This is a genomic window from Methylobacterium sp. TK31, assembly GCF_055361545.1.
The window spans coordinates 2289364-2313990 of sequence record NZ_CM143964.1; the positions used below are offsets into that span (position 1 = coordinate 2289364).

The 24627-nt window shown below is 71.3% G+C and carries 19 protein-coding genes and 1 pseudogene; 11 read left to right on the forward strand and 9 right to left on the reverse strand.

Features of this window, described 5'->3' with window-relative positions; genetic code table 11:
• Positions 1-19: 19 nt before the first annotated feature.
• The 3 genes from ACXJY8_RS10490 to ACXJY8_RS10500 all read right to left on the reverse strand — a co-directional run bounded on the left by ACXJY8_RS10490 (position 20) and on the right by ACXJY8_RS10500 (position 3057).
• Entirely contained in the window at positions 20-1093 is a 1074-nt protein-coding gene (locus ACXJY8_RS10490; RefSeq protein ID WP_463779697.1) for an ABC transporter substrate-binding protein, read from the reverse strand.
• 71 nt (positions 1094-1164) lie between these two features.
• Positions 1165-1434, reverse strand: a complete 270-nt coding sequence (locus tag ACXJY8_RS10495) for a hypothetical protein (RefSeq protein ID WP_463779705.1) — start codon at positions 1432-1434, stop codon at positions 1165-1167.
• 237 nt (positions 1435-1671) lie between these two features.
• A complete protein-coding gene (locus ACXJY8_RS10500) occupies positions 1672-3057 on the reverse strand; it encodes an FAD/NAD(P)-binding protein (RefSeq protein WP_463779707.1) in 1386 nt (461 codons plus the stop codon).
• 336 nt (positions 3058-3393) lie between these two features.
• Between ACXJY8_RS10500 and ACXJY8_RS10505 the strand changes: the two genes are divergently transcribed.
• The 5 genes from ACXJY8_RS10505 to ACXJY8_RS10525 all read left to right on the forward strand — a co-directional run bounded on the left by ACXJY8_RS10505 (position 3394) and on the right by ACXJY8_RS10525 (position 8195).
• The gene (locus ACXJY8_RS10505) at positions 3394-4536 is read left to right on the forward strand and encodes an acyl-CoA dehydrogenase family protein (protein WP_463779710.1); all 1143 of its coding nucleotides are present in this window, start codon (positions 3394-3396) and stop codon (positions 4534-4536) included.
• Between the two features lie 65 nt (positions 4537-4601).
• Entirely contained in the window at positions 4602-5705 is a 1104-nt protein-coding gene (locus tag ACXJY8_RS10510) for an LLM class flavin-dependent oxidoreductase (protein ID WP_463779713.1), read from the forward strand.
• Complete coding sequence (locus tag ACXJY8_RS10515; RefSeq protein WP_463779716.1) at positions 5705-6652, forward strand: ABC transporter substrate-binding protein; 948 nt, start codon at positions 5705-5707, stop codon at positions 6650-6652. The genes ACXJY8_RS10510 and ACXJY8_RS10515 overlap by 1 nt, the downstream gene beginning before the upstream one ends.
• Positions 6653-6682: 30 nt before the next feature.
• Positions 6683-7213 carry a cupin domain-containing protein gene (locus tag ACXJY8_RS10520; RefSeq protein WP_463779720.1) on the forward strand — a complete coding sequence of 177 codons (531 nt, stop codon included), beginning with the start codon at positions 6683-6685 and terminating at the stop codon, positions 7211-7213.
• A gap of 19 nt (positions 7214-7232) precedes the next feature.
• A complete protein-coding gene (locus ACXJY8_RS10525; RefSeq protein WP_463779723.1) occupies positions 7233-8195 on the forward strand; it encodes an aliphatic sulfonate ABC transporter substrate-binding protein in 963 nt (320 codons plus the stop codon).
• Between the two features lie 54 nt (positions 8196-8249).
• Here the strand turns inward: ACXJY8_RS10525 and ACXJY8_RS10530 are convergent, their stop codons facing one another.
• On the reverse strand, positions 8250-8996 hold the full coding sequence (locus tag ACXJY8_RS10530; RefSeq protein ID WP_463779728.1) for a glucose 1-dehydrogenase: 747 nt from the start codon (positions 8994-8996) through the stop codon (positions 8250-8252).
• 107 nt (positions 8997-9103) lie between these two features.
• On the opposite strand from ACXJY8_RS10530, the gene ACXJY8_RS10535 reads away from it, so the two are divergent.
• On the forward strand, positions 9104-9469 hold the full coding sequence (locus ACXJY8_RS10535; RefSeq protein ID WP_463779732.1) for an ArsR/SmtB family transcription factor: 366 nt from the start codon (positions 9104-9106) through the stop codon (positions 9467-9469).
• A gap of 332 nt (positions 9470-9801) precedes the next feature.
• Positions 9802-10751: pseudogene (locus ACXJY8_RS10540) on the forward strand (IS110 family RNA-guided transposase).
• A gap of 95 nt (positions 10752-10846) precedes the next feature.
• Here the strand turns inward: ACXJY8_RS10540 and dsdA are convergent.
• Both dsdA and ACXJY8_RS10550 read right to left on the reverse strand, forming a co-directional pair.
• Positions 10847-12109 carry a D-serine ammonia-lyase gene (dsdA, locus tag ACXJY8_RS10545; protein WP_463779735.1) on the reverse strand — a complete coding sequence of 421 codons (1263 nt, stop codon included), beginning with the start codon at positions 12107-12109 and terminating at the stop codon, positions 10847-10849.
• A 363-nt stretch (positions 12110-12472) separates the two neighbouring features.
• Positions 12473-13117, reverse strand: coding sequence for an MBL fold metallo-hydrolase (locus tag ACXJY8_RS10550; RefSeq protein ID WP_463779739.1), 645 nt, complete (start codon positions 13115-13117; stop codon positions 12473-12475).
• Between the two features lie 337 nt (positions 13118-13454).
• Here ACXJY8_RS10550 and ACXJY8_RS10555 point away from each other — a divergent pair, with 337 nt between their 5' ends.
• Complete coding sequence (locus tag ACXJY8_RS10555) at positions 13455-15089, forward strand: ABC1 kinase family protein (RefSeq protein ID WP_463779742.1); 1635 nt, start codon at positions 13455-13457, stop codon at positions 15087-15089.
• Positions 15090-15104: 15 nt separating this feature from the next.
• Here ACXJY8_RS10555 and ACXJY8_RS10560 read toward each other — a convergent pair whose 3' ends face one another.
• The 3 genes from ACXJY8_RS10560 to ACXJY8_RS10570 form a co-directional block, all read right to left on the reverse strand.
• Positions 15105-15404 (reverse strand): HigA family addiction module antitoxin, encoded by a 300-nt coding sequence (locus ACXJY8_RS10560; RefSeq protein ID WP_463779744.1) that lies wholly within the window; start codon positions 15402-15404, stop codon positions 15105-15107.
• Positions 15405-15426: 22 nt separating this feature from the next.
• A complete protein-coding gene (locus ACXJY8_RS10565) occupies positions 15427-15708 on the reverse strand; it encodes a type II toxin-antitoxin system RelE/ParE family toxin (RefSeq protein ID WP_463779750.1) in 282 nt (93 codons plus the stop codon).
• 214 nt (positions 15709-15922) lie between these two features.
• Positions 15923-17590 carry an alpha-amylase family protein gene (locus ACXJY8_RS10570; RefSeq protein ID WP_463779753.1) on the reverse strand — a complete coding sequence of 556 codons (1668 nt, stop codon included), beginning with the start codon at positions 17588-17590 and terminating at the stop codon, positions 15923-15925.
• A 239-nt stretch (positions 17591-17829) separates the two neighbouring features.
• Between ACXJY8_RS10570 and ACXJY8_RS10575 the strand changes: the two genes are divergently transcribed.
• From ACXJY8_RS10575 to ACXJY8_RS10585, 3 genes are all read left to right on the forward strand, one after another.
• Positions 17830-20931, forward strand: coding sequence for a penicillin-binding protein 1A (locus ACXJY8_RS10575; protein WP_463779756.1), 3102 nt, complete (start codon positions 17830-17832; stop codon positions 20929-20931).
• A 74-nt stretch (positions 20932-21005) separates the two neighbouring features.
• Positions 21006-22076 carry a hypothetical protein gene (locus tag ACXJY8_RS10580; protein WP_463779758.1) on the forward strand — a complete coding sequence of 357 codons (1071 nt, stop codon included), beginning with the start codon at positions 21006-21008 and terminating at the stop codon, positions 22074-22076.
• Between the two features lie 743 nt (positions 22077-22819).
• Positions 22820-24502: an HAD-IIIC family phosphatase gene (locus ACXJY8_RS10585; RefSeq protein ID WP_463779762.1), complete on the forward strand. Its 1683-nt coding sequence runs from the start codon at positions 22820-22822 to the stop codon at positions 24500-24502.
• Positions 24503-24627: the final 125 nt, after the last annotated feature.

Genomic DNA, 24627 nt, shown 5'->3' on the forward strand with positions numbered 1-24627 from the left:
CTGGTCACGGTGGCACTCCTCAACTCAGCACGTCGGCATAGACGCGCTCGGCGAACTTCGCCGTGTCGGTGCTCCGGCGCAGGACGTTCACGCGCTTCAGTTCGTCGCCGTAGAGGGCGATCTCCTGCTTCAGCGTGGCGCCCACCGGGGCATGGCCGTGGGTGTGGCTGCGCAGCATTGCCGCCAGGTCCGCCACGGAGCCCTTGCCGCCGTAGTTCGAGAAGACGCGGGCGGCCTCCTCCGGGTCGGCATGGACCCGATGGCCGCCGGCCAGCACCGCGCGGGTGAGCGCGGTGGCGACCGCCCGGTCGTTGCGGATCAGGCTGCCGCGCAGAGCCACGACGCAGCAGGAGCGGTTGGCGTAGATCCCGGTCAGGTTGGTGGCGACCTCGGTGAGGCGGGAATCCTTGAGCCAGATCCAGGTGCGCGGATCGGAATCGGCAAGCGCCTGCGCCTCGCCCTTCTCCACCGCGAGGTTGAGGAGATCGGAGGGGTATGGCCGCCACTCCACCTCGCGCTCCGGGTCGATCCCGGCATCGGACAGCAGCAGCGCGAAGAAGTTCTTGGCCGGGCTGGCATGGTCGCTGATCGCGATGGTCTTGCCCTTCAGGGAGGCGATGTCGCTGATGCCGGCGGACTTGGCCCCAAGCAGGCGCAGGCAGCCGCCGTGCAACCCGGCGGTGATCTTCACGTCGAAGCCCTGCTCCAGGGGTTTCAGCCAGCGCAGGGCCATGCCGATGCCGGCATCGGCCTTGCCCGTGGCGATCGCTTCCAGCAGCGCCTCGGTCGAGCCGCCGAAATTGACGAACTCCACGTCAAGGCCGTGGGCGGCGAAGATCCCGCTCTCCTTGGCCACCGGCGCGGAGGCCGTGCAGATCGCGTTGGCGTTCCAGGCCAGCTTGATCGGCCGTTGCGGACCCGTCGCGGCGGCGGTCTCGGCCGCGGCCCGGCAGAGCGGCCCCGGATCGAAGGGCAGCCCGGGGCCGGGCGTCCAGGCCCGTCCCGCGTCCGAGGCGAGGCCGAAGGGTAGGGCCGCCGCGACCGAAGCGCCTGCGCGCAGGAGGCGGCGCCGGGACAGGAGGGCATGCGTCATCGTCGTCTCCGAGGCTCGCGGGAGCCCGATCCGTCAGGGTCGTCGGCAGGTCGGTCTGGGGGTGTGGGGCGTCAGCCGATGGGCTGGCTCAGGTAGGCCACCATCATCTCGGCCACGGCCCGGTCGGCATAGTCCGACACGCTCTCGCGCCAGCCGACGGGGAAGGCCTCGACGACCCGGCGGCCGGCCAGGATCTCGGAGAGTTCGTCGGGCAGGAGCCCGTTCTCGATGGCCGCGGCGACGGCGGCCCGGCCGTAGCTGCGCCGGGCGCTGCGCGCCCCGTGGAGAAGCGCGGGGCTGGCCGCCCCGGCCGGCTCAAAGGCTGTGGTGTGAAAGCTCATGGTCCTCGTCCCTGCCGAAAGATCTGCCCGTCTGCGTCGCGTCGCGTACGAGGCTCGGGCAACAGAGGGCGGGGCGGCGGGAGAGGTGAATCGGCTGGATCATCGGATCGTCTCCGGTCGGCGGCATGCGGGGGCTGCCGATCATCTTGAGATTAGCCGCATCGCACGGAAATGTGCTTCCAAAGATCAGTCGAAGGGGAGAGCGGCGTCGCGCCGAAGGGCGATTCGACGAAAGGCTCAAGCGGCGAGCCGGTCGCCCAGGTGGTCGGCCACCGCCCGGGCGAGGGGGCGGGCCGCATCGCGGATGTCGGGCACCGCGATGCATTCCCAGACCACGCCGCGCAGCATCGGCCCGAAGGCCCAGATCGGCGATTCGTGCGGCGGGCCCGCGACCTTGCCGCCGGGGCTCGCCGCGATCCCGAGGCCGAACGGGCCGGGCCTGACGAGGCCGCGGGCCAGCAGGTTGCGGATCAGCGGGTCGGCTGTCTCGGCGAGCCGGCTGAAGCCGGTGGCGTCGAGGATGCCCTGGGCGTCGATCCGCTCGCGCCGGCCGGTGCCGCGCGGGCGGAGCGTGACCACCGCCCGGTCCGGCGCCTCGTCGACGGCGAGGATGCGCGCCGCCCGCACGACGAGGCCGCCGGCGCGGATCTCCGCCGCGACGGCCTCAGCGGCCGGGGGCGCCGTGCGGTGGCGGTGCACGTCCCAGTAGGGGCGGACGTGGCGCAGGATGCGCGCCTGCTCGGCCCGCGGCAGGCCGGTCCAGAGCGCGTCGGTGATCGGTCGCAGGGCGTCGATGACCCCGCGCCAATCCTCGCCGGCCGCGCCGGCCGCCGCGATCTCGCCCCGCACGGCGGCGAAGAGTCTGCGCGCCGAGGCCCGGATCTCGGGGGTGAGGTTCGGGCGCCGGCCCGGCGGCACCGCCGCGTGGGGCTTCGGCAGCAGCCCCCGGCGGGACACGGCGACGATGCGCCCGGGAAAGCCCTCGCGGCGCAGGGCCGCCACCGAATCCATCATGGTCAGGCCGGTGCCGATCACCAGTACGTCGCGTTCCGGATCGAGGGTGCCGAAGGCCTCCGGGCGCCAAGGATCGAGCCGGTAGCGACTCGGCGCGACCACCGGCCCCGGGAGGTTGCCCATCGCCAGGACGAGGCCCGCCACGAGCCGGGGCGGCACGCCGTCGCCGTGCAGCCGGAAGCCCTCCGGCACCGGCTCGACATCGACGATCCCGGTCCTGTCCGCGATGAGCCGGTCGCCGGCCTCGGCGCTCAGGCGCGCCCAGCGCTCCGCGAGGTAGCGGCCGTACAGCCCCCGCGAGGCGAAGGTGCCGGCCTCGGTCTCGCGCAGGCCGGTCCGCTCGACGGGGTCGAGCTCGGCCCGGGCCAGCCAGTCCGAGAACGCCTCCGGCCGCTCCGGATCGGCGCTCATCTGGGCCGCCCGCAGGTTGAGGAGGTGGTCCGGGTTCGGGGTGGAATAGGCCAGCCCGAGGCCGAAGGCGTGGTCCCGCTCGTAGAGCGCGACCGGGCGCTCCGGCGGCAGGGCGCGCAGCAGCTGCTCCGCCGCCATCATGCCGCTGAAGCCGCCGCCGATGACCGCGATGGGCAGGGGCCGGGAAGTCGTGGTCATGGGTCGGGGCTCCGGCAGGCGGGTCGGCCCGGCTCTTACGAGCGTTCTTTATAGAGAACAAGACCGCGCAGGTTTTCGCAACGGCGAGTTCTGAGGCCGGGCCGATCCGCAGGTTTCGGGGCGCGTTCGGGCTTAGCTGAAGATCTCGGCGCAAGATCTTCTCGCGATTCCCGCGTTCGGAAAAGGGTCTTCTGCAAGGGCTCGTTCTTAAAAACGAACGTTCTCGTTGACTCACGGCGGCTTGAGCCGGACGATAGACCGGTGCTGCCGCCCCTGGCCGGGCCGCCCCAATCCCGCGCTCGCGCGCCCCGAACATCGCGAATCCTGCTCCGCCCGATGCCTTCCGCTTTCCCCATGCGTGACCCCGTCGCCGCCCTCGCCGCGCGCTTTGTCGAGCGGGCGGCGGAGTCCGACCGCACCGGGCAGTTCGCGCACGGCAACATCGCCGAATTGCGGAATGCGGGGCTCCTCGGCCTGACCGTGCCGGAGCGGCTGGGCGGTGCCGGGGCCGGCCTCGGTCAGGCCGCTTCGACGATCGGCGCCCTGGCGCAGGGCGACCCGTCGACGGCCCTGGTCCTGGCGATGCACCTCGTCCAGCACGCCCTCATCCCCCGCGCCGCCCGCTGGCCGGCCGGGCTCGCGGACCGGATCGGGCGGGCCGCCGTCGCGGACGGCGCCCTGATCAACGCCCTGCGGGTCGAGCCGGATCTCGGGACGCCGGCGCGCGGCGGCATCCCCGCGACGGTGGCGCGGGCGACCGCCGACGGCTGGCGCGTCAGCGGCCGCAAGATCTTCTCCACCGGCAGCCCCGCCCTCGCCTACGGGCTCGTCTTCGCCCGCACCGACGAGGCCGCGCCGCGCATCGGCAATCTCCTGGTGCCGATGGATGCGCCGGGGGTCCGCGTGGTCGAGAGCTGGGACCATCTCGGCCTGCGCGCCAGCGGCAGCCACGACGTGACCTTCGACGACGTTTGGGTGCCGCACGACCACGCGGTGGATCTGCGCGCCCCGGAGGCTTGGCGCGTGCCCGATCCGGACCAGCAGGCCTGGAACGGCGTGCTGATCGCCGCCCTCTACGACGGCGTCGCCCGGGCGGCCCAGGCCTGGCTCGTCACCTTCGCCCAGGGCCGCCGTCCGGCGAGCCTCGGCGACAGCCTCGCCACCCTGCCCCGCTTCCAGGAGGCGGTCGGCGAGAACGCGCGTCTCCTGGCCCTCGACGCCCGCCTGATCCGCGCGCTCGCCGCGGAGACGGACCAGGGCGCCGCCCCCTCCCCCGAGGAATCCGGCTTCCTCAAGCTCACGGTGACCGAGAACGCGGTCGCGGTGGTGCAGCGGGCGGTGGAGCTGTCCGGCAATCCCGGCCTGTCCCGCGCCAACCCGCTGGAGCGGCACCTGCGCGACGTCCTGTGCGGGCGCATCCACTGGCCCCAGGGCGATGCCGTGCGCACCGCCGCCGGCCGGGCCGCCCTCGCCCTCTGACCCCGGGCGGACGCCCGCCCCCCGACTTCCGCCCCTCGCTCCGCCCCTGGCCACAAGGAGACCCCATGAGCTTCCTCAGCCCCGACGCCGTCGAGTTCATCGGCTTCGCCGCCCCGCGCTACCAGTCCGAGACCCACGAGCCCACTGGCCCGGCCATCGACCGGGACTACCTGCGCCTGCTCGCCCAGGCGCATGAATGGGGCGGGTTCGACCGCATCCTGGTGGCGTTCTACGCCACCGCGCCCGACGCGATCCTGCTCTCGGCGCAGATCGCGGCGGTGACGGACCGCATCGGCCTGATGATCGCCCACCGCACCGGCTTCACCGCCCCGACGGTGGCCGCGCGCCAGTTCGCGACCCTCGACCAGCTCACCGGGGGCCGTGTCGCCATCCACGCCATCAGCGGCGGCGACGACCGCGAGCTCGCCCAGGACGGTGACCACCTGACCAAGGACGAGCGCTACGCCCGCACCGACGAGTTCCTGGCCGTCGCCCGGCAGGTCTGGACCGCCGCGAGCCCCTTCGACTTCGCCGGCGCGCATTACCGGGTCGAACGCGGCTTCTCCGAGGTGAAGCCGGTCGATCCGCGCGGCATCCCGGTCTATTTCGGCGGTGCCTCGCCGGCCGCCATCGCGGTGGCGGGCCGCCATGCCGACACCTACGCCCTCTGGGGCGAGAGCCTCGACCAGGTCCGCGAGGCCGTCGCCAAGGTCCGCGCCGCGGCGGCCCCGCACGGACGCGCCCCGCGCTTCAGCCTGTCGTTCCGGCCGATACTGGCCGAGACCGAGGAGGCCGCATGGGCGCGGGCGGAGGAGATCCTGGCCCGGACCCGCGCCACCCGGGCCGCGCAGGGGCTCGGCCCGGCGGCCGCGCCGCAGAACGAGGGCTCGCGCCGGCTGCTGGCGGCGGCCGCGCAGGGGAACCGTCTCGACGCCCGGCTCTACACCGCCATCGCGCGGGAGACCGGGGCGTCGGGCAACTCCACCGCGCTGGTCGGTACGCCCGAGCAGGTCGCCGAGGCGTTGCTGGCCTATCACGACCTCGGGGTGCGCACCTTCCTGATCCGCGGCTTCGACCCGCTGGAGGACGCCCTCGCGTATGGCCGCACCCTGATCCCGGCCTTCCGCCGGCTCCTGGCCCGGCGCGGCACCCGGGCGGAGGCGGCGTGATGCGGCGCGTCCTCGCGGTTCTGGCCCCGACGCTCCTGACCCTCGCGGGGCTCGCCCGCGCCGACGAGACGGTTTTGCGCGTCGGCGACCAGCGCGGCAATGCCCGCGCGCTGATGGAGGCGGCCGGCGTGCTGGCCGACCTGCCCTACCGCCTCGACTGGAGCGAGTTTCCCGCCGCGGCCCCGCTGCTGGAGGCGCTCAATGCCGGGGCGATCGATGCCGGCGGAGTCGGCGACGCGCCCTTCACCTTCGCGGCCGCCGCCGGAGTGCCGGTGAAGGCGTTCCTGGCCTTCCGCAACCGGCAGGACGGCCTCGCGATCCTGGTGGGCAAGGACTCGCCGATCCGGTCCGTCTCCGACCTGAAGGGGAAGAGCATCGCCACCAACCGCGGCTCCATCGGCCACCAGGTGGTGCTGGCGGCGCTGGAGGAGGCGGGCCTGCCCGCGAGCGCCGTGACCCTGCGCTTCCTGCCGCCGGCGGATGCCAAGATCGCGCTCGCTAGCGGCAGCGTCGATGCCTGGGCGACCTGGGAGCCCTACACCTCCACCGCCGAGCTCGCCGGCCTCGCCCGGGTGGTCCGGGACGGCAACGGCATCACCCCGGGCCTCAGCTTCGCGGTGGCGAGCGACGCGGCGCTGAAGACCAAGCGGGCGCAGCTCGCCGATTTCGGCCGGCGCCTCGTGGCCGCGCGGGACTGGGCCCTGAAGGACCCCGCCCCCTATGCCGCCGTGTGGTCGAAGCTGATCGGCCTGCCCGAGGCGGTGCCCCTGCGCTGGTTCGCGCGGGCGCAGTACCGGGCCGTGCCGATCGACGCGGCGGTGATCGCCGACGAGCAGCGCAACATCGACTTCTACGTCCGCTCCGGACTCATCCCCCAGGCCCGCGCGCCGAACGCCGCGGCGATCCTCGATCGCAGCTTCGAACCCGGCGCCGCTGCGGTACGATAGGCCGCGACCCCCCAGCGCGAGAGGCGATCCATGCACGGCGACCACAGTCATCCCCACGACCACGACCACGACCACACCCACCACGATCACGCCCACGAGGCGGCCGAGCGCTGGAAGCACGACGGCGTGCGGGTGATCCCCGGCGACAGGCTCGACGCCAACACGGCCCAGACGCCGGGCATGTTCCGGCAGGCGGCGATCAACCATGCCCGCGTCGGCGCCCAGAAGATCTGGGCCGGCACCGTCGCGATCGCCCCCGACGCCAAGACTGGCGTCCATCACCACGGCGCCCTGGAGAGCGTGATCTACGTGGTCTCGGGCCGCGCCCGGATGCGCTGGGGCGACCGGCTCGAATACGTGGCCGAGGCCGGCCCCGGCGACTTCATCTTCGTGCCGCCCTACGTGCCGCACCAGGAGATCAACGCCGACCCGGACCAGCCCCTGAACTGCGTCCTGGTGCGCTCCGACAACGAGGCCGTGGTGGTTAACATCACCGACGTCGAGCCGGTCGAGCGGCCCGAGACCGTCCACTGGGTCGACTCGATCCACAAGCATCCCTGACGAGACGAGATTCCGATCCATGATCCATCGCCGCCACGCCCTTCGCGCCGCCGCCGGCTTGAGCCTCCTCGCCCTCACGCCTGGCGCCGGCCGGGCGGCCGAGGGGGCCAGGCTCCGCATCGGATTTCAGAAATCCTCGACGCTGATCGCCCTGCTCAAGGAGGATGCCGCCCTGGAGAAGGCCCTGGCGCCGCTCGCCGTCACGGTCACGTGGCACGAGTTCACCAGCGGCCTGCCGATTATGGAGGCCCTGAATGCCGGCCAGATCGACGTGTCGGCGGATGTCGCCGACACCGTGCCGATCTTCGCCCAGGCCGCCCAGGCGCGGATCGCCTATATCGCCGAGGAGGCGGCCTCGCCGAGCGCGCAGGCGATCCTAGTCGCCGCCGATTCGCCGATCCGGTCGGTGGCCGACCTCAAGGGCCGCAAGGTCGCGGTGACCAAGGGGGCCGGCAGCCACTACCTGCTGCTGGCCGCGCTCGCGGCGGAGAAGCTCCCCTTCCGGGCGATCAGCCCGGCCTACCTGACGCCGGCGGACGGGCGCGCGGCTTTGGCCAGCGGCAGCGCCGAGGCCTGGGTCGCCTGGGACCCGTTCCTGTCGGCGGCCGAGCAGCAGACCGGCGCCCGCGTCCTGCGGGACGGCACCGGCCTGTCCCAGTACAAGCGCTACTACCTCGCCGGCGCCGACTACGCGACGCAGCGCGCCGACGTGCTCGCGCTCCTGTTCGGCAAGCTGCGCGAGACCGGGGCCTGGGTGAAGGCAAACCCGGACGCCGCCGCCGCCCGCCTCGGCGCCCTCTGGAAGCTCGACCCGGCCATCGTCGCCCAAGCGAACGCCCGGCGCAGCTACCGGGTCGAGCCCGTCACCCGCGCCGGCCTCGCCGAGCAGCAGACCATCGCGGACGCCTTCCGCGCCGAGGGCCTGCTCCCCCGCGCCGTCGACGCCGCGGCCCTGCCGATCTGGGTGCCGCCGGGCCTCTGATCGGGGCGGCTCCGGCCTCGCGACGCCCCGTCGGGGCGCCCGAGGCCGGACCGTTCAGCGAACGCCGCCGCTGGCGGTGATGTTCTCGCCGGTGAGCCAGCGGGCCTCGTCCGAGGCCAGGAAGGCGACGACGTCGGCGATGTCGCCCGGGAGGCCGGCGCGGCCGAGCGGAGTCTGGGCGATGAAGCCGGCCTCCATCTCCGAGCCGGCGATGCCGGCGCTGTGCGTGCCCTCGGTCGTCACGTAGCCCGGGCTGACCGTGTTGACGCGGATGCGGCGCGGCGCGAGCTCGTTGGCGAGCACCCCCGAGATCGCGTTCACGGCGCCCTTCGTGCCGCTATAGACCGTGGCGGCCGGCGTGTTCACGTGGGTGATGGCCGAGGAGATGTTGACGATGCTCCCGCCCTCCCCGAGGTGCCTGGCCGCCGCCCCGGAGGCGAGCAGGACGCCGAGCACGTTGATGTCGAAGAGCCGGCGGTAATGCGCCTCCGTGACCTCCTCGATCGCGGCGAATTCGTAGACGCCGGAATTATTGACCAGCACGTCGAGCCGGCCGAACCGTGAGACCGCCGCCTCGATCAGGGCCTGCGCCTCCGCGGGCTTGGAGACGTCCGCCCGGACCGCGATCGCCCGGCCCCCCGCGCCGGTGATCTCCGAGACCACCGCATCCGCGCCCGCCTGACTCGAGGCGTAATTGACCACCACCGCCGCGCCGTCCCGCGCCAGCGCCCGGGCGATGCCCGCGCCGATGCCCTTCGACGCGCCCGTGACGACGGCGACCTTGCCCTGTAGCTTCGACATCTGTGCAGCCTTTCGGTATGGGCCGGCGCCACCGTGGCACCTCGGCTCCCATAGTTCGAAAGTTCGGAACTTCCGAAGCGCGGATCAAGGCCCCATATGTCAAAAACATGAGACCGCTGTTCCATCCGGCCCCCGAGGATCTGCAGACGCGTGCGATCCTGCACGCGCTGGCCGACCCGAACCGGGCCGCGATCTTCGCCAACATCATGCGCGCGGGATGCGTCGAGGCCTGCTCCGCCCTCTCGGCGGTGGGCGACCGGGTGATCCCGAAATCCTCCCTCTCCAACCATTTCAAGGTGCTGCGCGAGGCCGGGCTGATCCGCAGCGAGCGCCACGGCGTCGAGATGCGCAATCACTCGCGCTGGGACGAGGTGGAGGCCCGCTTCCCGGGCCTGCTGCCGTCGATCCTGAACGCCTACGCGGCCGAGTGTCCGCGAGTGGAGCCGCCCCTGCCTGACCCCGATCCCGACTAGCTGCAGCCGGTCGATCGCCGACAAATCCACACCGTCATTCCGGGGCGCCGCAGGCGAGCCCGGACCCGCAGGGGCGCGCCAGCGGCGTGCAATCTAGAGCCGCCGACCGAGTAATTCCTTGCACCACCTGCGCGTCTGGATCCCTGTATCTTGAACCGGCTGCTGTAGAGTGGCGCGAGCAGGCGCAGTCCGTTGGATCCCCGATCACGGCAAGATCGTAGCCCCGGCACGGGCGCGCCTGCTCGATAGCCTTTTCGATCGAACAGTCGCTTGGGCACCGGCCAAGCCTTCCCACGGTCTGGCGCCGGCAGCCCGAATACAGGACCGGTCCCATGGCAGCTCTTCTGGCCGCCGGCATCGATGCCGGCCAACGCTTCCTCGATCTCGGCCTCGCCCCCACCGGGGAGACCCGGCGTTACAAGAACGAACCGGGCGACATCGCCCGGCTGGTGACGCACCTGACCCGGACGGGCGTCGTGCGGGTCGTGCTGGAGGCCGTGGGCTCCTTCGCCCAGCCCCTGGTCAGCGCCCTGGTGGAGGCCGGTCTCAGCGTCGGGGTGGTCAATCCGCGTCGGATCAAGGCGTTTCGCGAGGCCAAGGCGGGCGGGCCAAGACCGACCGGCTGGACGCGCAGCTCATCGCCCGCTTTGCTCTGCTGATGTCCGACGCCGTCCGTCCCCTGCCCGATGCCGCCGCCCGCGCGCTCAAGGCCCTCTCCACCCGCCGCCAGCAGCTCGTCACCATGCGGGCCATGGAGAAGACCCGGCTCAAGCAGGCCCACGAACCTGCCGTCGTCCAGAGCCACCGGGCCACCATCGCCGCCCTCGACGCGGCCTGCGCCGCCGTCGAGGCCGAACTGGCCGCCCGCATCGCCGCCGATGCCGAGCGCGCCCAGGCCCAGCGCCTCCTCGTCACCCTGCCGGGCATCGGCCCGCGCGTCGCCGGGGTCCTGATCTGCGACCTGCCCGAACTGGGACACCGCGACCGCAAGAGCATCGCCAGCCTGGCCGGGCTCGCGCCTCACGTGAGCCAGTCCGGCAACGCACCGCCCCGGGCCATGATCGGCGGCGGACGCCCCTGCGTGCGCACCGCTCTCTACATGAGCGCCCTCGTCGCCGTGCGCCACGACCGCACCCTCAAGGACGCCTATCTCGGCCTGCGGGCCCAGGGAAAACCCGCCAAGGTCGCCCTCGTCGCCATCGCACGCCGCATCCTCGTCACTGCCAACGCCGTCCTCAAGACCAAAACCCCCTACGGCCCGCCAAAAACCCTTGACCCGTAAGGCAGTCGCCGGGTTCCGCTGCGCGGCCCCGGGATGACGGGGTGCTTTAGGCGGAGGGCACGGGGGTGATGGACCCGCCCCTCGGCCGCCCCCCCTCACGCCGCCGCGGCCAGGGCCTTCTGGAACTCCGCCTCGGGCAGCAAGGCCCCGCCGGTGGTCCACACCACCTGGGTCGCGCCGCGCCAGTCCGGCCGGGCCGCCAGGGTCGGAGCGACCGCCGCGAAGGCCGCCGCCGCCGAGGGTTCGAGGCGCAGGGCCGCCCGTTGCCAGAGGTCGCGCACCCCGGCGAAGAGCGCGGAATCCGCCACCGTGACGACGGCCGCGACGAGGGGCCCGACCGTGCCGGCGACGAGGAGCGAGGCGCTCGACACCGCGAGGCCGTCGGCGGCGGTGCGGTTGTCGAGGCCGATGTCGTAGACGCTTACCGGCCGCTCGAGCCCGGCGGCGAGTTGCACCAGCATGCAGGGCGCGGCGACTGGCTCGACGAAGACGCAATGCACCGCGTCGCCGAACAGGAGCTTCAGCCCCAGAGTGACGCCCCCCGGCGCGCCGCCGACCCCGCAGGGCAGGTAGACCACCAGGGGCTGCCCGGCATCGACCCGGATGCCGGCCGACGCCAGCTGGCGCTGCAGGTCGAAGGCCGCCGCGGCGTAGCCGAGGAACAGGTCGACCGAGCTCTCGTCGTCGACGAAATGCGCGTCCGCCCGGCCCGCGAAGGCGTCCCGCGCCGCCGCGACCGCGCTGCCGTAATCGCCGGCATGCTCCACCACCCGGGCGCCGAGGTCGCGCAGCCGCTGCTTCTTCCAGGCCTTGGCGTCGTGGGACATGTGGACCTCGACCGCGAAGCCGAGGGCGCGCGCCATCACCCCGACGCTGAAGCCGAGATTGCCGGTGCTGCCCACCGCCACGGTGAAGGCGCCGAAGGCGGCCCGGATCTCCGGCTCGGCCAGGCGCGCGTAGGACTCGCCCGCGCGCAGCCAGCCCCGGGCCAGGGCCAGCCGCTCGGCGGTGACCAGCACCTCGTAGACGCCGCCGCGCGCCTTGATGCAGCCCGTCACCGGCAGGTCGTGATCGGCCTTGACCCGGACCGCCGGCCCGGCGCCGCCGCAGACATGGGCGGCGACGTCCGGCGCCAGCGCCAGCAGGGGCGAATCGATCCGCCCGGTCTCGAGTTCGGGAAACAGCGCCTTCAGCAGCGGATCGAATCGGCGCCAGCGAGCCTCCGCCGCGCGGATTTCGGCGAGGCCGAAGGCGAGCCCGGGCAGGATCTCGGCGGCCGGGCGGCTCCCGGGGTTGCGCCACACCGTCGGACGCCCCGCGCGCACGGCCTCCGGTATTCCCTGCGGCTGATCGGACATGGGCCTGACCCTTCTTCCTGGGCTGATTCCTGGGCTGAGTGGGCGGACGTCCCGCGTCTGCGTGACCGCCCTCTTCGCACATCTCGCCGGCAGCGCGAGTCCCTCGCCTTCCGCGCGAGCCTTCCGCGCGAGAGGGCTGCATCGCCGCGCGGAGGTGGCCCCTTCGGAGCGACATGGCCGCCTGCGCCGACGCAGTGTCATTCCGGGGAGCCGCAGGCGAACCCGGACCCGAAGGGGCGCGCCGGCGGCGTGCCATCCGGAGCCGCCGACGGCGTCAGGTTCGGCTCCCCCTGGGCGTCCGGATCCCGGGTCCGCTGCGCAGCCTCGGGACGACGCGGTGCTGCGCGCGGAGCCTCCGGACTCTCAATCCTGCAGGAAGGGGTTCGAGACCCGCTCCTCGCCGAGCGTGCTGGTGGGGCCGTGGCCGGGGATGAAGGCGACGTCGTCGCCCAGCGGCAGGACCTTGTCCTTGATCGCCCGGATCAACTGCTCGTGGCTGCCGCCGGGCAGGTCGGTGCGGCCGACCGAGCCCTTGAACACCACGTCGCCCACCAGGGCGAAGCGCGCGTCGCGGCTCATGAACACCACGCTGCCGGGCGAGTGGCCGGGGGCGTGCAGGATGTCGAAGGCCAGGCCGCCGACCTCGACCACGTCGCCGTCGCCGAGCCAGCGGTCCGGCGTCACCACCCGGGCGCCGTCGAGGCCGTAATTGGCGCCGGTCTCCGGCAGGCTGTCCAGGAGGTAGCGGTCGGCCTCGTGCGGGCCCTCGATCGGCACGCCGAGGCGCTCGCGCAGCTCGGCCGCGCCGCCGGCATGGTCGATATGCCCGTGGGTGAGCAGGATCTTCTCGATGGTGATGCCCTGGGCGGCGATCGCCGCCTCGATCCGGTCGAGATCGCCGCCCGGATCGACCACGGCGCCGACCTTGGTCTCGTCCGACCAGATCAGGGTGCAGTTCTGCTGGAAGGGGGTCACCGGAATGATTCCGGCGCGGGGCGTGCCTGGCATCGTCGGTCTCGCGGGATGGCGCCGCGGCGGCGCGGGGTTGAGCGCCGCGGCGGCGCGGGGCGGGTGTGGGGGCGGGCGCCGCAGCGGCGCCGGTGGCGGCCTGTCTAGCCCGAGATCGGTGCGGGCGCGAATCCGCCGCGTCCGCCGAAGGCCCCCGTGTCGCCACCCGAGTACCGGCACCCGAGGGCCGCCGCGCCCGCATCGCGGCCTTCGTGTCGCGGCCCCACGGTCAAACTTCGGCCTCGCCACGGGCCTAACGGGGCCTTAACCACGGTCCGGCCGCACGCCTCGCCGGGCGAGCCGACCGTCCCCCTCCCCATCCGGGCCCCTTGCGCACATGCTGAAAACCGCCTTCGTCGCCGCACGGGACCGGCAGCGCCTCGGGGAGATCGCGTCCGTCCTCATCGGCTTCGGCGTCACCAAGGTGGTCGAACGCCTCGGCCTCGCCCAGGTGGCGCGCCTCGCCAAGCGCCGGACGCCGCAGGTGGACATCGCCCGCCTGTCGCAGCCCCAGCGGGTGCGCCGGGCGATCGAGACCCTGGGGCCGACCTTCGTCAAGCTCGGCCAGATCCTGGCGAGCCGGCCCGACCTGCTGACCCCGGAATGGACCGAGGAGCTGGAGAAGCTCCACAGCCAGGTCTCGCCGATCCCCTGGGAGCGCATCCGGCCCCAGCTCGAGGAGGATCTGGGCGGCCCGGCCGCCGAGATCTTCGCCGAGTTCGACACCACGCCGCTGGCCGCCGCCTCCATCGCCCAGGTCTACCGCGCCCGCCTGCAGACCGGCGAGGAGGTGGTGGTGAAGGTGCTGCGCCCCGGCCTGCGCAAGACCATCGAGGCGGACCTGCGCCTGATGGGCCACGCCACCCGCATCGTGGTCGACGAGTGGCCGGAATTCGGGCGCTACCAGCCCCAGGAGCAGATGCGCCACCTCGCCAGCGGCCTCTACGGCGAGCTCGACCTCATCAACGAGGCCCGCAACTGCGAGACCATCGCGGCGATCTTTGCCGACCGCGACGACATCGTGGTGCCCAAGATCCACTGGGAATGGACCTCCGAGCGGGTGCTCGTGCAGGAATTCGTGCACGGCATCCCGCCCAACGACCATGCCCGCCTGGACGCCGCCGGCTACGACAAGGTGCTGCTCGCCCAGAAGGGCACCGACGCCTTCCTGCAGATGGCCCTGATCGAGGGCGTGTTCCACGCCGACCCGCATCCCGGCAACATGCTGATCATGCCGGACAACCGGATCGGCTTCATCGATTTCGGCATCATCGGGCGCCTGTCCCAGCGCCGCCGCACCCAGCTCCTGATGCTGATCGGCGCCATGCTCAAGGAGGATTCCGACGGGCTGATGGCGGTGCTCCTCGACTGGAGCGGCTCGAGCAACCCGGACCTGACCAAGCTCGAGGCCTCGTCGCAGGCCTTCGTCGCCCGCCACACCGGCGCCTCCCTGGATTTCGGGGCGTTGCTCACCGACTTCATGACCATGGCTCGCGAGAACGACCTGGCCATGCCCACGGATCTGGCCATCCTGTTCAAGGGGCTGGTGACGGCCGACGGCGTGATGCGCCAGCTCGACCCCGGCTTCGACCTGTTCTCGGCCGCCGGCCCCACCGTGCGGCGCAAGCTCGCCTCGCAGTTCTCGATCAAGGGCCTGACCCGCAAGGTCGAGGCGGTGGGTGCCGGCCTGTTCGGCGCGGCCTCCGAGCTGCCGACCCTGATCCACCTGATGCTGGTGCGCCTGAAGCAGGGCCGCGTCACCGTCGAGATCGAGCTGAAGGGCATCGAGAAGCTCACCCGCGGCATCGAGCGCGCCGCCGCCCGCATCGCGGTGGCGCTCATCGTCGCCGCCTTCGCGACGCAGCTCGCCCCGCGCTTCATGGACCTCGGCACGCCGGCCTTCATCACCGTCGGCGCCGTGGTCTGCGTGATCGGGATCGGTTGGCTGGTGCTGCTCGGGCGCAACAAGTAGCGGGCCGGGCGCTCCTCAGGCCGTCGCGGCGGGGTCGGCCGCGCGGGGGCGGACGCCGGAATAATCCACCGTCGCCCGCGCCTTCGAGAGGTCGTGGGCGTTCTGGAGGTTGAGCCAGAATTGCGGCGTGGTTCCGAAGCGGACGCCGAGCCGGATCGCGGTGTCGGCGGTGATGCCGCGCCGGCCCCGGATGATCTCGGAGACCCGGTTGGGCGGCACGCCGATCTCCGCCGAGACCTGCCGGGCCGAGAGGGCGAGCGGCGTCAGGTACTCCTCAACGAGGATCTCGCCGGGATGGGTGCGGATGCGGGCCATGGCCGATCTCCTGTTCGGTGTTTCAATGGTAGTCGACGATCTCGACATGCTCCGGGCCCTGCTCCATCCAGTCGAAGCAGATCCGCCACTGATCATTGATGCGGATGCTGTACTGTCCGGCGCGGTTTCCCTTCAGCAGTTCCAGCCGGTTCCCCGGCGGTGAGCGCAGATCGTCTAGGATCGTCGCGGCGTCGAGCATGTCGAGCTTGCGCATCGCGACCTTCTCGAAGGCACGCCACTGACGATGGCAGGGGCCGCCCTCGAAAAGCGCCTCCGTGTGTTTGTCTGCAAAGCTCTGGATCATCAGTTTTGTACGCGATACGTTAATCGTATCGCCAGTGCGTGTAGTTTGCAAGCGTGGGATGTCGGACCACCTTCGTGTCTTCGGATACGAAGGAGGTCCGACGCGCCTTTCATGACGTGCTGCCCAGAATCAGACCGGCGAACGGGTCGGAGTCATGGTCTGCGTGATCGGGATCGGCTGGCTGGTCCTGCTCGGGTGCAACAAGTCGCGGGGCCTACCCCACCCGCCGCTTCAGCGGCGCGTCGAGGCCGCCGATGCGGAACCAGTGGTAGCCGTAGCGCTCCATCATCAGGCAGTGGAGGCCGTCGTCGTCCGACTCGCAGCGGCGGCCGGTGAGGAGGTCGACGAGGACGCGGCCCTCCGGCCCTTCCACGCCGGCCGAGAGCTCGACCTCCATGGGCGTGCCCGCGAGGTTGTGCACGCAGAGCACGGAATTGCCCTCCCAGTCGTAGCGGATCGCCAGGATCGCCGGCGAGGCCGTCTCGATCACGGTGAAGTCGCCCCAGCCGATCTCCGGCACCTCCTTGCGGGTGCGGATCACGCTCTCCATCCAGTTCAGGAGGGAGCCGCGGTCGTGGCGCTGGCGCGCGACGTTGACGTGGTCGAAGCCGTAGGCGCCGTGGTCGATCACCGGCAGGGTCGGGGTCTCGCTCCGGGTGAAGCCGCTCTGGGCCTCTCCGCTCCACTGCATCACCGTGCGGGCGCATTCGCGCTCCTTGAGGGAGAGGTCGTCGCCCATGCCGATCTCGTCGCCGTAGCGCAGCACCGGCGTGCCCGGCAGGGTGAACATCAGCGAATAGGCGAGTTCGATGCGCTGCTGGTCGCCGCCGAGCATCGGGGCGAGGCGGCGCCGGATGCCGCGGTCGTAGAGCTGCATCCCCTTCTCGGGTCCGAAGGCGGAGAACACCGCCTGGCGCTGGGCCTCGCTGAGGCGCCCGAGGTCGAGCTCGTCGTGGTTGCGCAGGAACACCGCCCACTGGGCGGAATCCGGCCGGTTCCAGGTCTTGCGCATGGCCTTGGCCAGGGGGCGCCCGTCGCCGGCGGCGAGGCCGTAGAACAGGGCCTGGTTGACCTGGAAGTTGAACAGCATGTGCAGCCGGTCGGCATCGTCGCCGAAATAGTCGAGGTCCTTCTTGGGCAGGATGTTGGCCTCGCCCAGGATGATGGCGTCGCCCTGGCGCCACTGCAGGAACTCGCGGAAGTCGCGCAGCATGTCGAACTGCTCGTCGGGCTCGCCCGCGACCTCGGGGCCCTTCCTGGCGATCACGAACGGCACCGCGTCCATGCGGAAGCCCGAGACCCCGAGCTGGATCCAGAAGCCCATGATCTTCTGGATCTCCTCCCGCACCGCCGGGTGGGCGGTGTTGAGGTCGGGCTGGAACGGCATGAAGCGGTGGAAGTAATAGGCCCCCGCCTTGGCGTCCCGGGTCCAGGTGGTGGTCTGGACGCCGGGGAACACCATGCCCTCGTCGGCGTGCGGCGGCTTGGTCTTCGACCAGACGTACCAGTCCCGGTAGGGCGAATCCGGGTCGGAGCGGGCGGACTGGAACCAGGGATGCTGGTCCGAGGTGTGGTTGACCACAAGGTCGATGAGGACGCGCAGGCCCCGCTGCTTGGCCGCGTGGGTGAAGGCGACGAAGTCGCCGAGCGAGCCGTAATCCGGGTCGACGCCGTAATAGTCGGAGATGTCGTAGCCGCCGTCGCGCTTGGGCGAGGGCTGGAACGGCATCAGCCAGATCGCCGTGATGCCGATGCCCTGCAGGTAGTCGAGCCGGCGCTCCAGCCCGGCGAAGTCGCCGATGCCGTCGCCGTTGCCGTCGAGGAAGGTCCGCACGGACAGGCAGTAGACGACGGCGTTCTTGTACCAGAGGTCCTTGATCATGCCGGCGTCTCCGGGGGCGGCCGCCCCGGGCCACAACGCGGTCCGGGCGAAAGCGTTGCCGTAGCGGGGCGCCGCGAGGATGGCTGCAAGGATAGCCGCGAGTCCGGCCTCGAGCGCGGCCGTGCCGTCCTTAAATCAGCCGCCTTGTGCAGCGCATCTGCCACGCTCCGGCACGCGGTCTCGGCTATGACCGTGCGGCCCCTCCGCGCCACGACCCCATTCCCGGTATCCCGGCCCGCATGAACATCATCCTGATCAAGCTGTTCGCCACCGCGCTGACGCTCAGTCAGGTCACGACGCGGCCGGATGCGGTGAAGACGCAGTTCGATCCCGTGACCGACCGGGCCCAGGTGGTGCAGATCCTGCGCGACGGCTGCGCCCACATGCGCAAGGCCTTCGACATCGAGGACATCAATCTCGACGAATTGATCTCCACCGCCATGGAGGACCCCTCCGCCGTGGCCGGCGCCGGCGCGCCGAAGATCCTGCACGGCCTCGACATCGGCGAGCTGAACGTCAGCTACCGCCAGTTCTGCAAGGGCGAGAACCCGAAGGATTCGCCCTTCGACGCGGGCGAGGTCATCGCGTTCTACAACAAGGCGGTGGCCGACCTGCCCTCGGCCGAGGCCCTGAAGGAGCGCAAGCTCCCCGGCGCCAGCCTGATCCTCGACGGCGCGGGCAAGCGCTACGCCGAGGCCTTCGAGGCCAATGGCCGGCGCCTCAGCGTGCCCATCACCGAGGTGCCGGTGATGGTCCAAAAGGCCTTCGTGGCGGCCGAGGACAAGCGCTTCGAGACCCACCGGGGCATCGACGAGCGCGGCGTGATCCGCGCCTTCATCGGCAACCTCGCCTCGCCGGGCCGCCCGGCCGGCGGCTCCACCATCACCCAGCAGGTGGTCAAGAACCTTTCGGTGGGCGACGACGTCACCTACGAGCGCAAGATCCGCGAGATGATCGTGGCCTCCCGCCTGGAGCGCATCCTGGGCAAGCCGCAGATCCTGGAGCTCTACCTCAACGGCATCTATCTCGGCCGCGGCGCCTACGGCATCGAGATGGCGGCGCGCAGCTACTTCGGCAAATCGGTGGGCCAGCTCACCGTGACGGAGGCGGCGCTGCTGGCCGGCATGCCCAAGGGCCCGAACTTCTACAGCCCCGACAAGTACCCCGACCGGGCGCGCGAGCGCCGGGCCTACGTGCTCGCCCGCATGAAGGAAGAGGGCGTGATCACCGAGGCGCAGCTCGGCGAGGCGGCCAACGCGCCGCTCGGCCTCAAGCCCCTCGACGCGACCCGGCGGGATGCCGGCTTCTACTTCGTCGACCACCTAGCGCGGGAGGTGCGCACCTTCGCGGGCGTCGAGTCCCTCACGGCCGCCAGCCACGTGGTGCGCTCCACGATCAATGCCGGCCTGCAGACCGCCACCGAGGCGGCCCTGCAGGAAGGCCTGTCCACCTACGAGCGCTCCACCGGCCGTGCCCGCTACGAGGGCCCGGAACTCAACATCGCCGACGCGGTGCGCAAGCTCGAAGCCGCGGTCCCGGCGGCCGAGGCCTCGCCCCTGGGCGTGCCCCTGCTCACGGGCGATCCGGTCAAGCCGGCGCCCAAGGCCGATCCGGCCCCCAAGGTCGATCCGACAGCGAAGCCGGTCCCGAAGACCAAGGCCGAGCGCAGGGCGGCCGCCGCCGCCGAGAAGGCCGCGGCCGCCTCGGAGAAGGCGGTGGCCCAGGCCTCCCCGAAGGTCGAGCGCCCGAAGCCGGCCTGGCAGCGGGCGCTGGAGACCGCGCGGCCCGTCCTCTACGACGTGCATTGGCCGCTGGCCGTGGTGCTCGACACCGGGCGCGGCGGCGCCGCGAAGGTCGGCCTCGCCGACGGCCGCACCGCCAGCCTCGAGCCCGGCCCCGCGCGGGGAAAACTCCAGCCCTACGACGTGGTGCGGGTGAAGCTGCGCGACCCGAACGCGAAGGTGCCGCGCGCCGACCTGCGGGTCCGCCCGAGCGTCCAGGGCGCCGCCCTGGTGCTGGAGAACCGCACCGGGCGCATCCTCGCCATGGCGGGCGGCTTCTCCTACCCGGTGAGCCAGCTCAACCGCGTCACCCAGACGGTGCGCCAGCCGGGCTCGACCCTGAAGCCCCTCACCTACCTCGCCGCGCTCAATGCCGGCCTGCAGCCCAACACCCTGGTGCTGGATTCCGCCATCACCCTGCCGCCCATCGGCGGGGTCGGCGAGTCCTGGTCGCCGAAGAACTACGAGGGCACGGGGGCCGGGGCCACGACCCTGCGGCGGGGCCTGGAATTCTCGAAGAACCTCGTCACCGCCCGCCTGCTCCAGGGCGGCATCGCCGAGAAGGCGCCGGCGAGCCTGCAGAAGGTCTGCGACCTCGCCCTGGAGGCGCAGATCTACGCCGAGTGCGAGCGCTACTATCCCTTCGTGCTCGGCGCCCAGCCGGTGCGGATGGTGGACCTGGCGGCCTTCTACGCCGCGGTGGCCAACGAGGGCGCCCGGCCGGCGCCCTACGCCCTCGAATCGGTCGAGCGCGACGGCAAGGCCCTCTACACCCGCGAGGCCCGGGCCCCGACCCGGATCGGCTCGGCCGACCGGGTCGCGTTCTACCAGCTCAAGACCATGCTGCAGGGGGTGACCAACCACGGCACGGCCGCGGCGCTCGCCCGGTTCTCGTCCTCGATCGCGGGCAAGACCGGCACCTCCGAGAACGAGAACGACGCCTGGTTCTCCGGCTTCACCAACGAGATCACCATCGTGGTTTGGGTCGGCTACGACAATGCCGACGGCACCCGCCGCACCCTCGGGCGCGGGCAGACCGGCGGCCACCTCGCGGTGCCCATCGCCGGCACCATCCTGCAGGCGGCCTGGGCCAACGGGGTGCCGCGCACCCCCCTGGCGCCCCCCTCCCCGGAGGCGCGCCCCTACATCGCCGAGGCCGGCATCGATCCGCGCAGCGGCGAGCGCGTGGAGGGCGGCGGCTTCCAGGAGCATTTCCGGATCAAGGACGGCCGCATGGCCGACACCCAGTACAAGCTGCTGCCGCGCGAGACCCGGACCGCCATGCGGCCCGACCCCGAGGACGGCGACCTCGGCGCCGAGGACGAGGCCCCCGACGTGGCCGGCGGCCTGTTCGGCGGCCTCGACGGCACCAGACGGGCGCAGCCCGAAGCCGATCTGCTCGACCCCTATGGCGAGCGCCGCAACCGCCGGGCGCAGTCCGAGACCTACCAGCCCTGGCCGGGCACACAGCGCTCGCCCTTCGGCGACGACGAGGAGATCCGGCCGCGCCAGCGCCGCCGCGATCCCGACTACCTGTTCGGCGACGAGCCGCGCTTCTGAGGGCGCTCCGCCCCGGGCGCGGCGCCCGCCCCCCCTGTTTCCAACCTTTTCTTGCCGACCTCCGAGGCCCCGACGTGCACAGGCAACTTCCGGCAACCCTTCTCCTCGCGCTCGCCCTGGCGGGGGGCCCCCTCGGGCCGGCCCTCGCCCAGGAGGGCATCAAGCTCCAGCCGCCCGCGGCCCCCGCGGCGGCGGAGCGGATCAGGGACGTGCCCGCCATCGAGGCGGCCGGCGTCACCGGCCTGAAGCCCGGCACCATCCTGTTCACCGACCATCGCGAAGATCCGGCCAAGCCCGAGAACGGCCTCGTGCCCTATCTCGACTGGGGCAAGCTGCGCCCCGGCGAGCGCGCGGTGCTGGCGCCGCATCCGGACTACGCCGAACCCGACTACGTGCAGACCCTCAACGGGGTCGCCAAGCGCCGGCACGAGACCCTCAAGGTCTACGTGGCGCAGGGGCGCTTCGTGGTGGCGAAGGCCCCGGAGAGCATCGACCTGGCGTCCTACGCCACCCTCGGCTTCGTCGCCAAGATGGACCCGGTGATCAAGCACAAGGCGCTCAACCCCGCCGACGCGACCCCGAACAAGGACCCGGCCGCCGCTTTCGCCAAGCGGCCGGACCGGCCCTGGTGCGAGGTCGGCACCACCTGCATCGAGTCGCGCTACGACCTCGAGGGCAAGCTGCCGCTGGGCGTGAAGCTCGCCAACCGCCTCGAGGACGGGGCGACGAAGAAGATCGCCGAGTTCGTCTCGTTCCAGAGCGAGTTGCGCACCCTGCCCCCGGCGGAGATCGCGGCCCTGGGCAACCTGACCAAGCTCGACACGCCGGTGACCGGCGGGCTGGAGCAGACCATCTTCTGGGTCAACCAGATCCTGCGCTTCGGCAAGTTCCTGGCGGTGTTCCAGCCGATGCCGGGCGACCCGGGCAAGACCGTGGTCACCACCTACATGGCCCTGGCGATCAAGGGCGACGTCCTCGACCGCAAGCAGGAATACGCCCGCGTGCCGGTGCTCAAGAACCTGCTGCCGGCCCAGGTGCTGATGGGCAACTCGTCCTTCAACACCGGCACCTCGATCAGCGCCGGCCTGCCGACCTACGCCCGCAACCGCATGATCGCCTTCGCGGACGCCCTGGCGAAGAACTGAGGGGGCGGGGCGCGGGCGGGAGCGCTGGCCTCCCGCCCCTCGTGGGGCGGAGTCGAGGGTTTGGGGTGGCTCCGCTCGGGTCGAGACCCGACCCGGTTGGCCCTGCGCGGGGCTGCACCCGACCCGGAGCGGGCCTTCGGGAGGTCCGCTCCGCGGCAGTTCGATCTGCGGCGATCTAAGACCGAGTTGGGTGGATTAAAGCCGGTTTGCTTCCGGAAGGAGAAGTCACGAAACCGGACATGCCTCGAAGCTACACGATCGACGACTTCGCGCCCATCCCGGTCGTCCAGCCCGGTCGGCTGACCTTGCTCGGCGGGAAGCGAATCCCCAGGCGCACCGCACGACACCAGACGGGGACGACGATGGCCGACACGATGTTGCAAGCGAACTTGTCGTAGTGGGCGACAAAGCGATGGAAGGCTCTCGGGGGGGATAGGGTGGCATCGACGAACCGGCGCACACGAGTAAGGGGCCGTACGAGTTTCCCTTTCGCTGTCGGTATACCCCTGCACGGTCGGCACGGGTAAGGAGGCTGCACGGGCGACATTTTCGTCAGCTCAGCAGGAAACCGTATGACGTCGCTCTGGAAAATCCTATCGCCGCGGAGGTCGGGGTTCGGGGCGGTGGCCGGTACTACGCAGACCGCAGGAGGGGGCTCAACTGCCCGCGACGCCAGCTCACACAGGCCCCTCGAGCCTAAAGAGTTCCGAGTTCCGACCACATTGCGGACGACACCGACCCGCTTGCGGCGAATCCTGGTGATCGGCTCGTGTCTCGTTGAGGATCTCGTGTCCGATCCTGTAAATTTCGAGGCGCCGCCGGGCGATTTCGTGCTGTTCAATAACATCGGACGGCTTCCTGATGCCCCGCCGCGGCCTATTGAAGAGTACGACGCGCAGATCGTGCAGATCCCGCTGCGTACGCTGCTAGCCGACGCGCATTTCGCCAAGCTGAAATATCATCGCGCCGACGATTACCGGTTCGTCTTCGACCAGGCCGTGCAGCGGCTGAGCCTCGCGCTCGATGCGGCGATGCAGTGGAACCGTCAGAACGGGATCACCACGCTCGTCGTCAACTACTTCCGACCGCAGCAGGACGTGCTCGGACGCTTGATGCCGCGCAACGATCTGCGGAACTTTACCTATTTCATCGATCGCTTGAACGAGAGTCTCGCGGAGTTGGTCTGCGGCTACGCGAACAGCCATATCCTGGACTTCGACGCCATCTCCGCCACGATCGGGCGCATGCACGTTCAGGACGAGCATCTTTGGATGCTGAACCATAATTCGACGTTGAGCGACTTCGATGCCGCCCACGATCGAACACGACTTCATCCACCTCTTCCCATCGGCCGGCAAAGCGACCTTAGGATCGATGCGTTCTTCGATGCCATCCATGCCGAGATCGAGGCGATGGTCCGGACACTCCAACAGATCGATACTGTGAAGCTCGTCATCGTCGACCTCGACGACACGCTTTGGCGCGGTGTGATTGCCGAAGAGACGGGCGAGGCCCAAACCAGCGAGGGCTGGCCGTTCGGCCTTGCTGAAGCGCTCGCCGTTTTGAAGGCGAGGGGAATTGTACTCGCCATCGCGAGCAAGAACGACGAGGCGACGATCCGGGCTGCCTGGAACGCGCAACTCGGCGACCGCCTTGAGCTAGCTGATTTCGCGGTCGTGATGATCGGCTGGAATCCGAAGGTCGAGAGCGTCGCCGCGATCCTGCAACAGGTCAACGTCCTGCCGTCGAGCACCGTGTTCATCGACGACAACCCGGTCGAGCGGGCCGCCATCGAGGCGGCGTTTCCGGGCATCCGGACGCTCGGGGCCGACCTCTACGGCATCCGCCGGACGCTTCTGTGGTCGGCCGAGACGCAGGTGCCGTTCATCTCGGACGAATCCGGAAGGCGGACCGAGATGATCCGGGCGCAGGTGGTGCGCGAGGAGACCCGCAAGACGGTCTCGCGCACCGAGTTTGTGGACGATCTCGACATCCGGGTCGTGTCGGACGTCATCACGACGACCGGGCATGGCCGCTTTCCTCGCACGCTCGAACTGATCAACAAGACCAACCAGTTCAACACAACCGGCCACCGGTGGACTTCGGAGGCGATGCAGGCGGCCCTTCAGGAGGGCGCGGTGATCCATGCCTTCTCGGTCGCCGACCGCTTCACCGATTACGGCCTCGTCGGCGCCGTCCTCGTGCGCGGCGCCGCGATCGAACAGCTCGTCATGAGTTGCCGCGTCGTCGGGCTCGACATCGAGCGGCGGATGCTGGCGGGCATAGTTGACGGGCTGAAGCGGGACGGTTCGGCCCGGGTCTCGGCGTGCTTTCTCGCGACGGACAGGAACGCACCCTGCGCCGACGTCTTCGCCGATTCCGGGTTTCGCGCCGAGGGCGAGGGGTGGGTGTTCGATCTCGACTGACCGCGCGCGCGGCGGCAAACCTTCGTTCGGTCGCACCCACGTTTCACGAACCGGCTGCCACGCCGTCGGCGCGTGGACGGTGGGAAGCGGGTCCGATCCCGGTGCGCGATGCTCCGGCGCGTCGC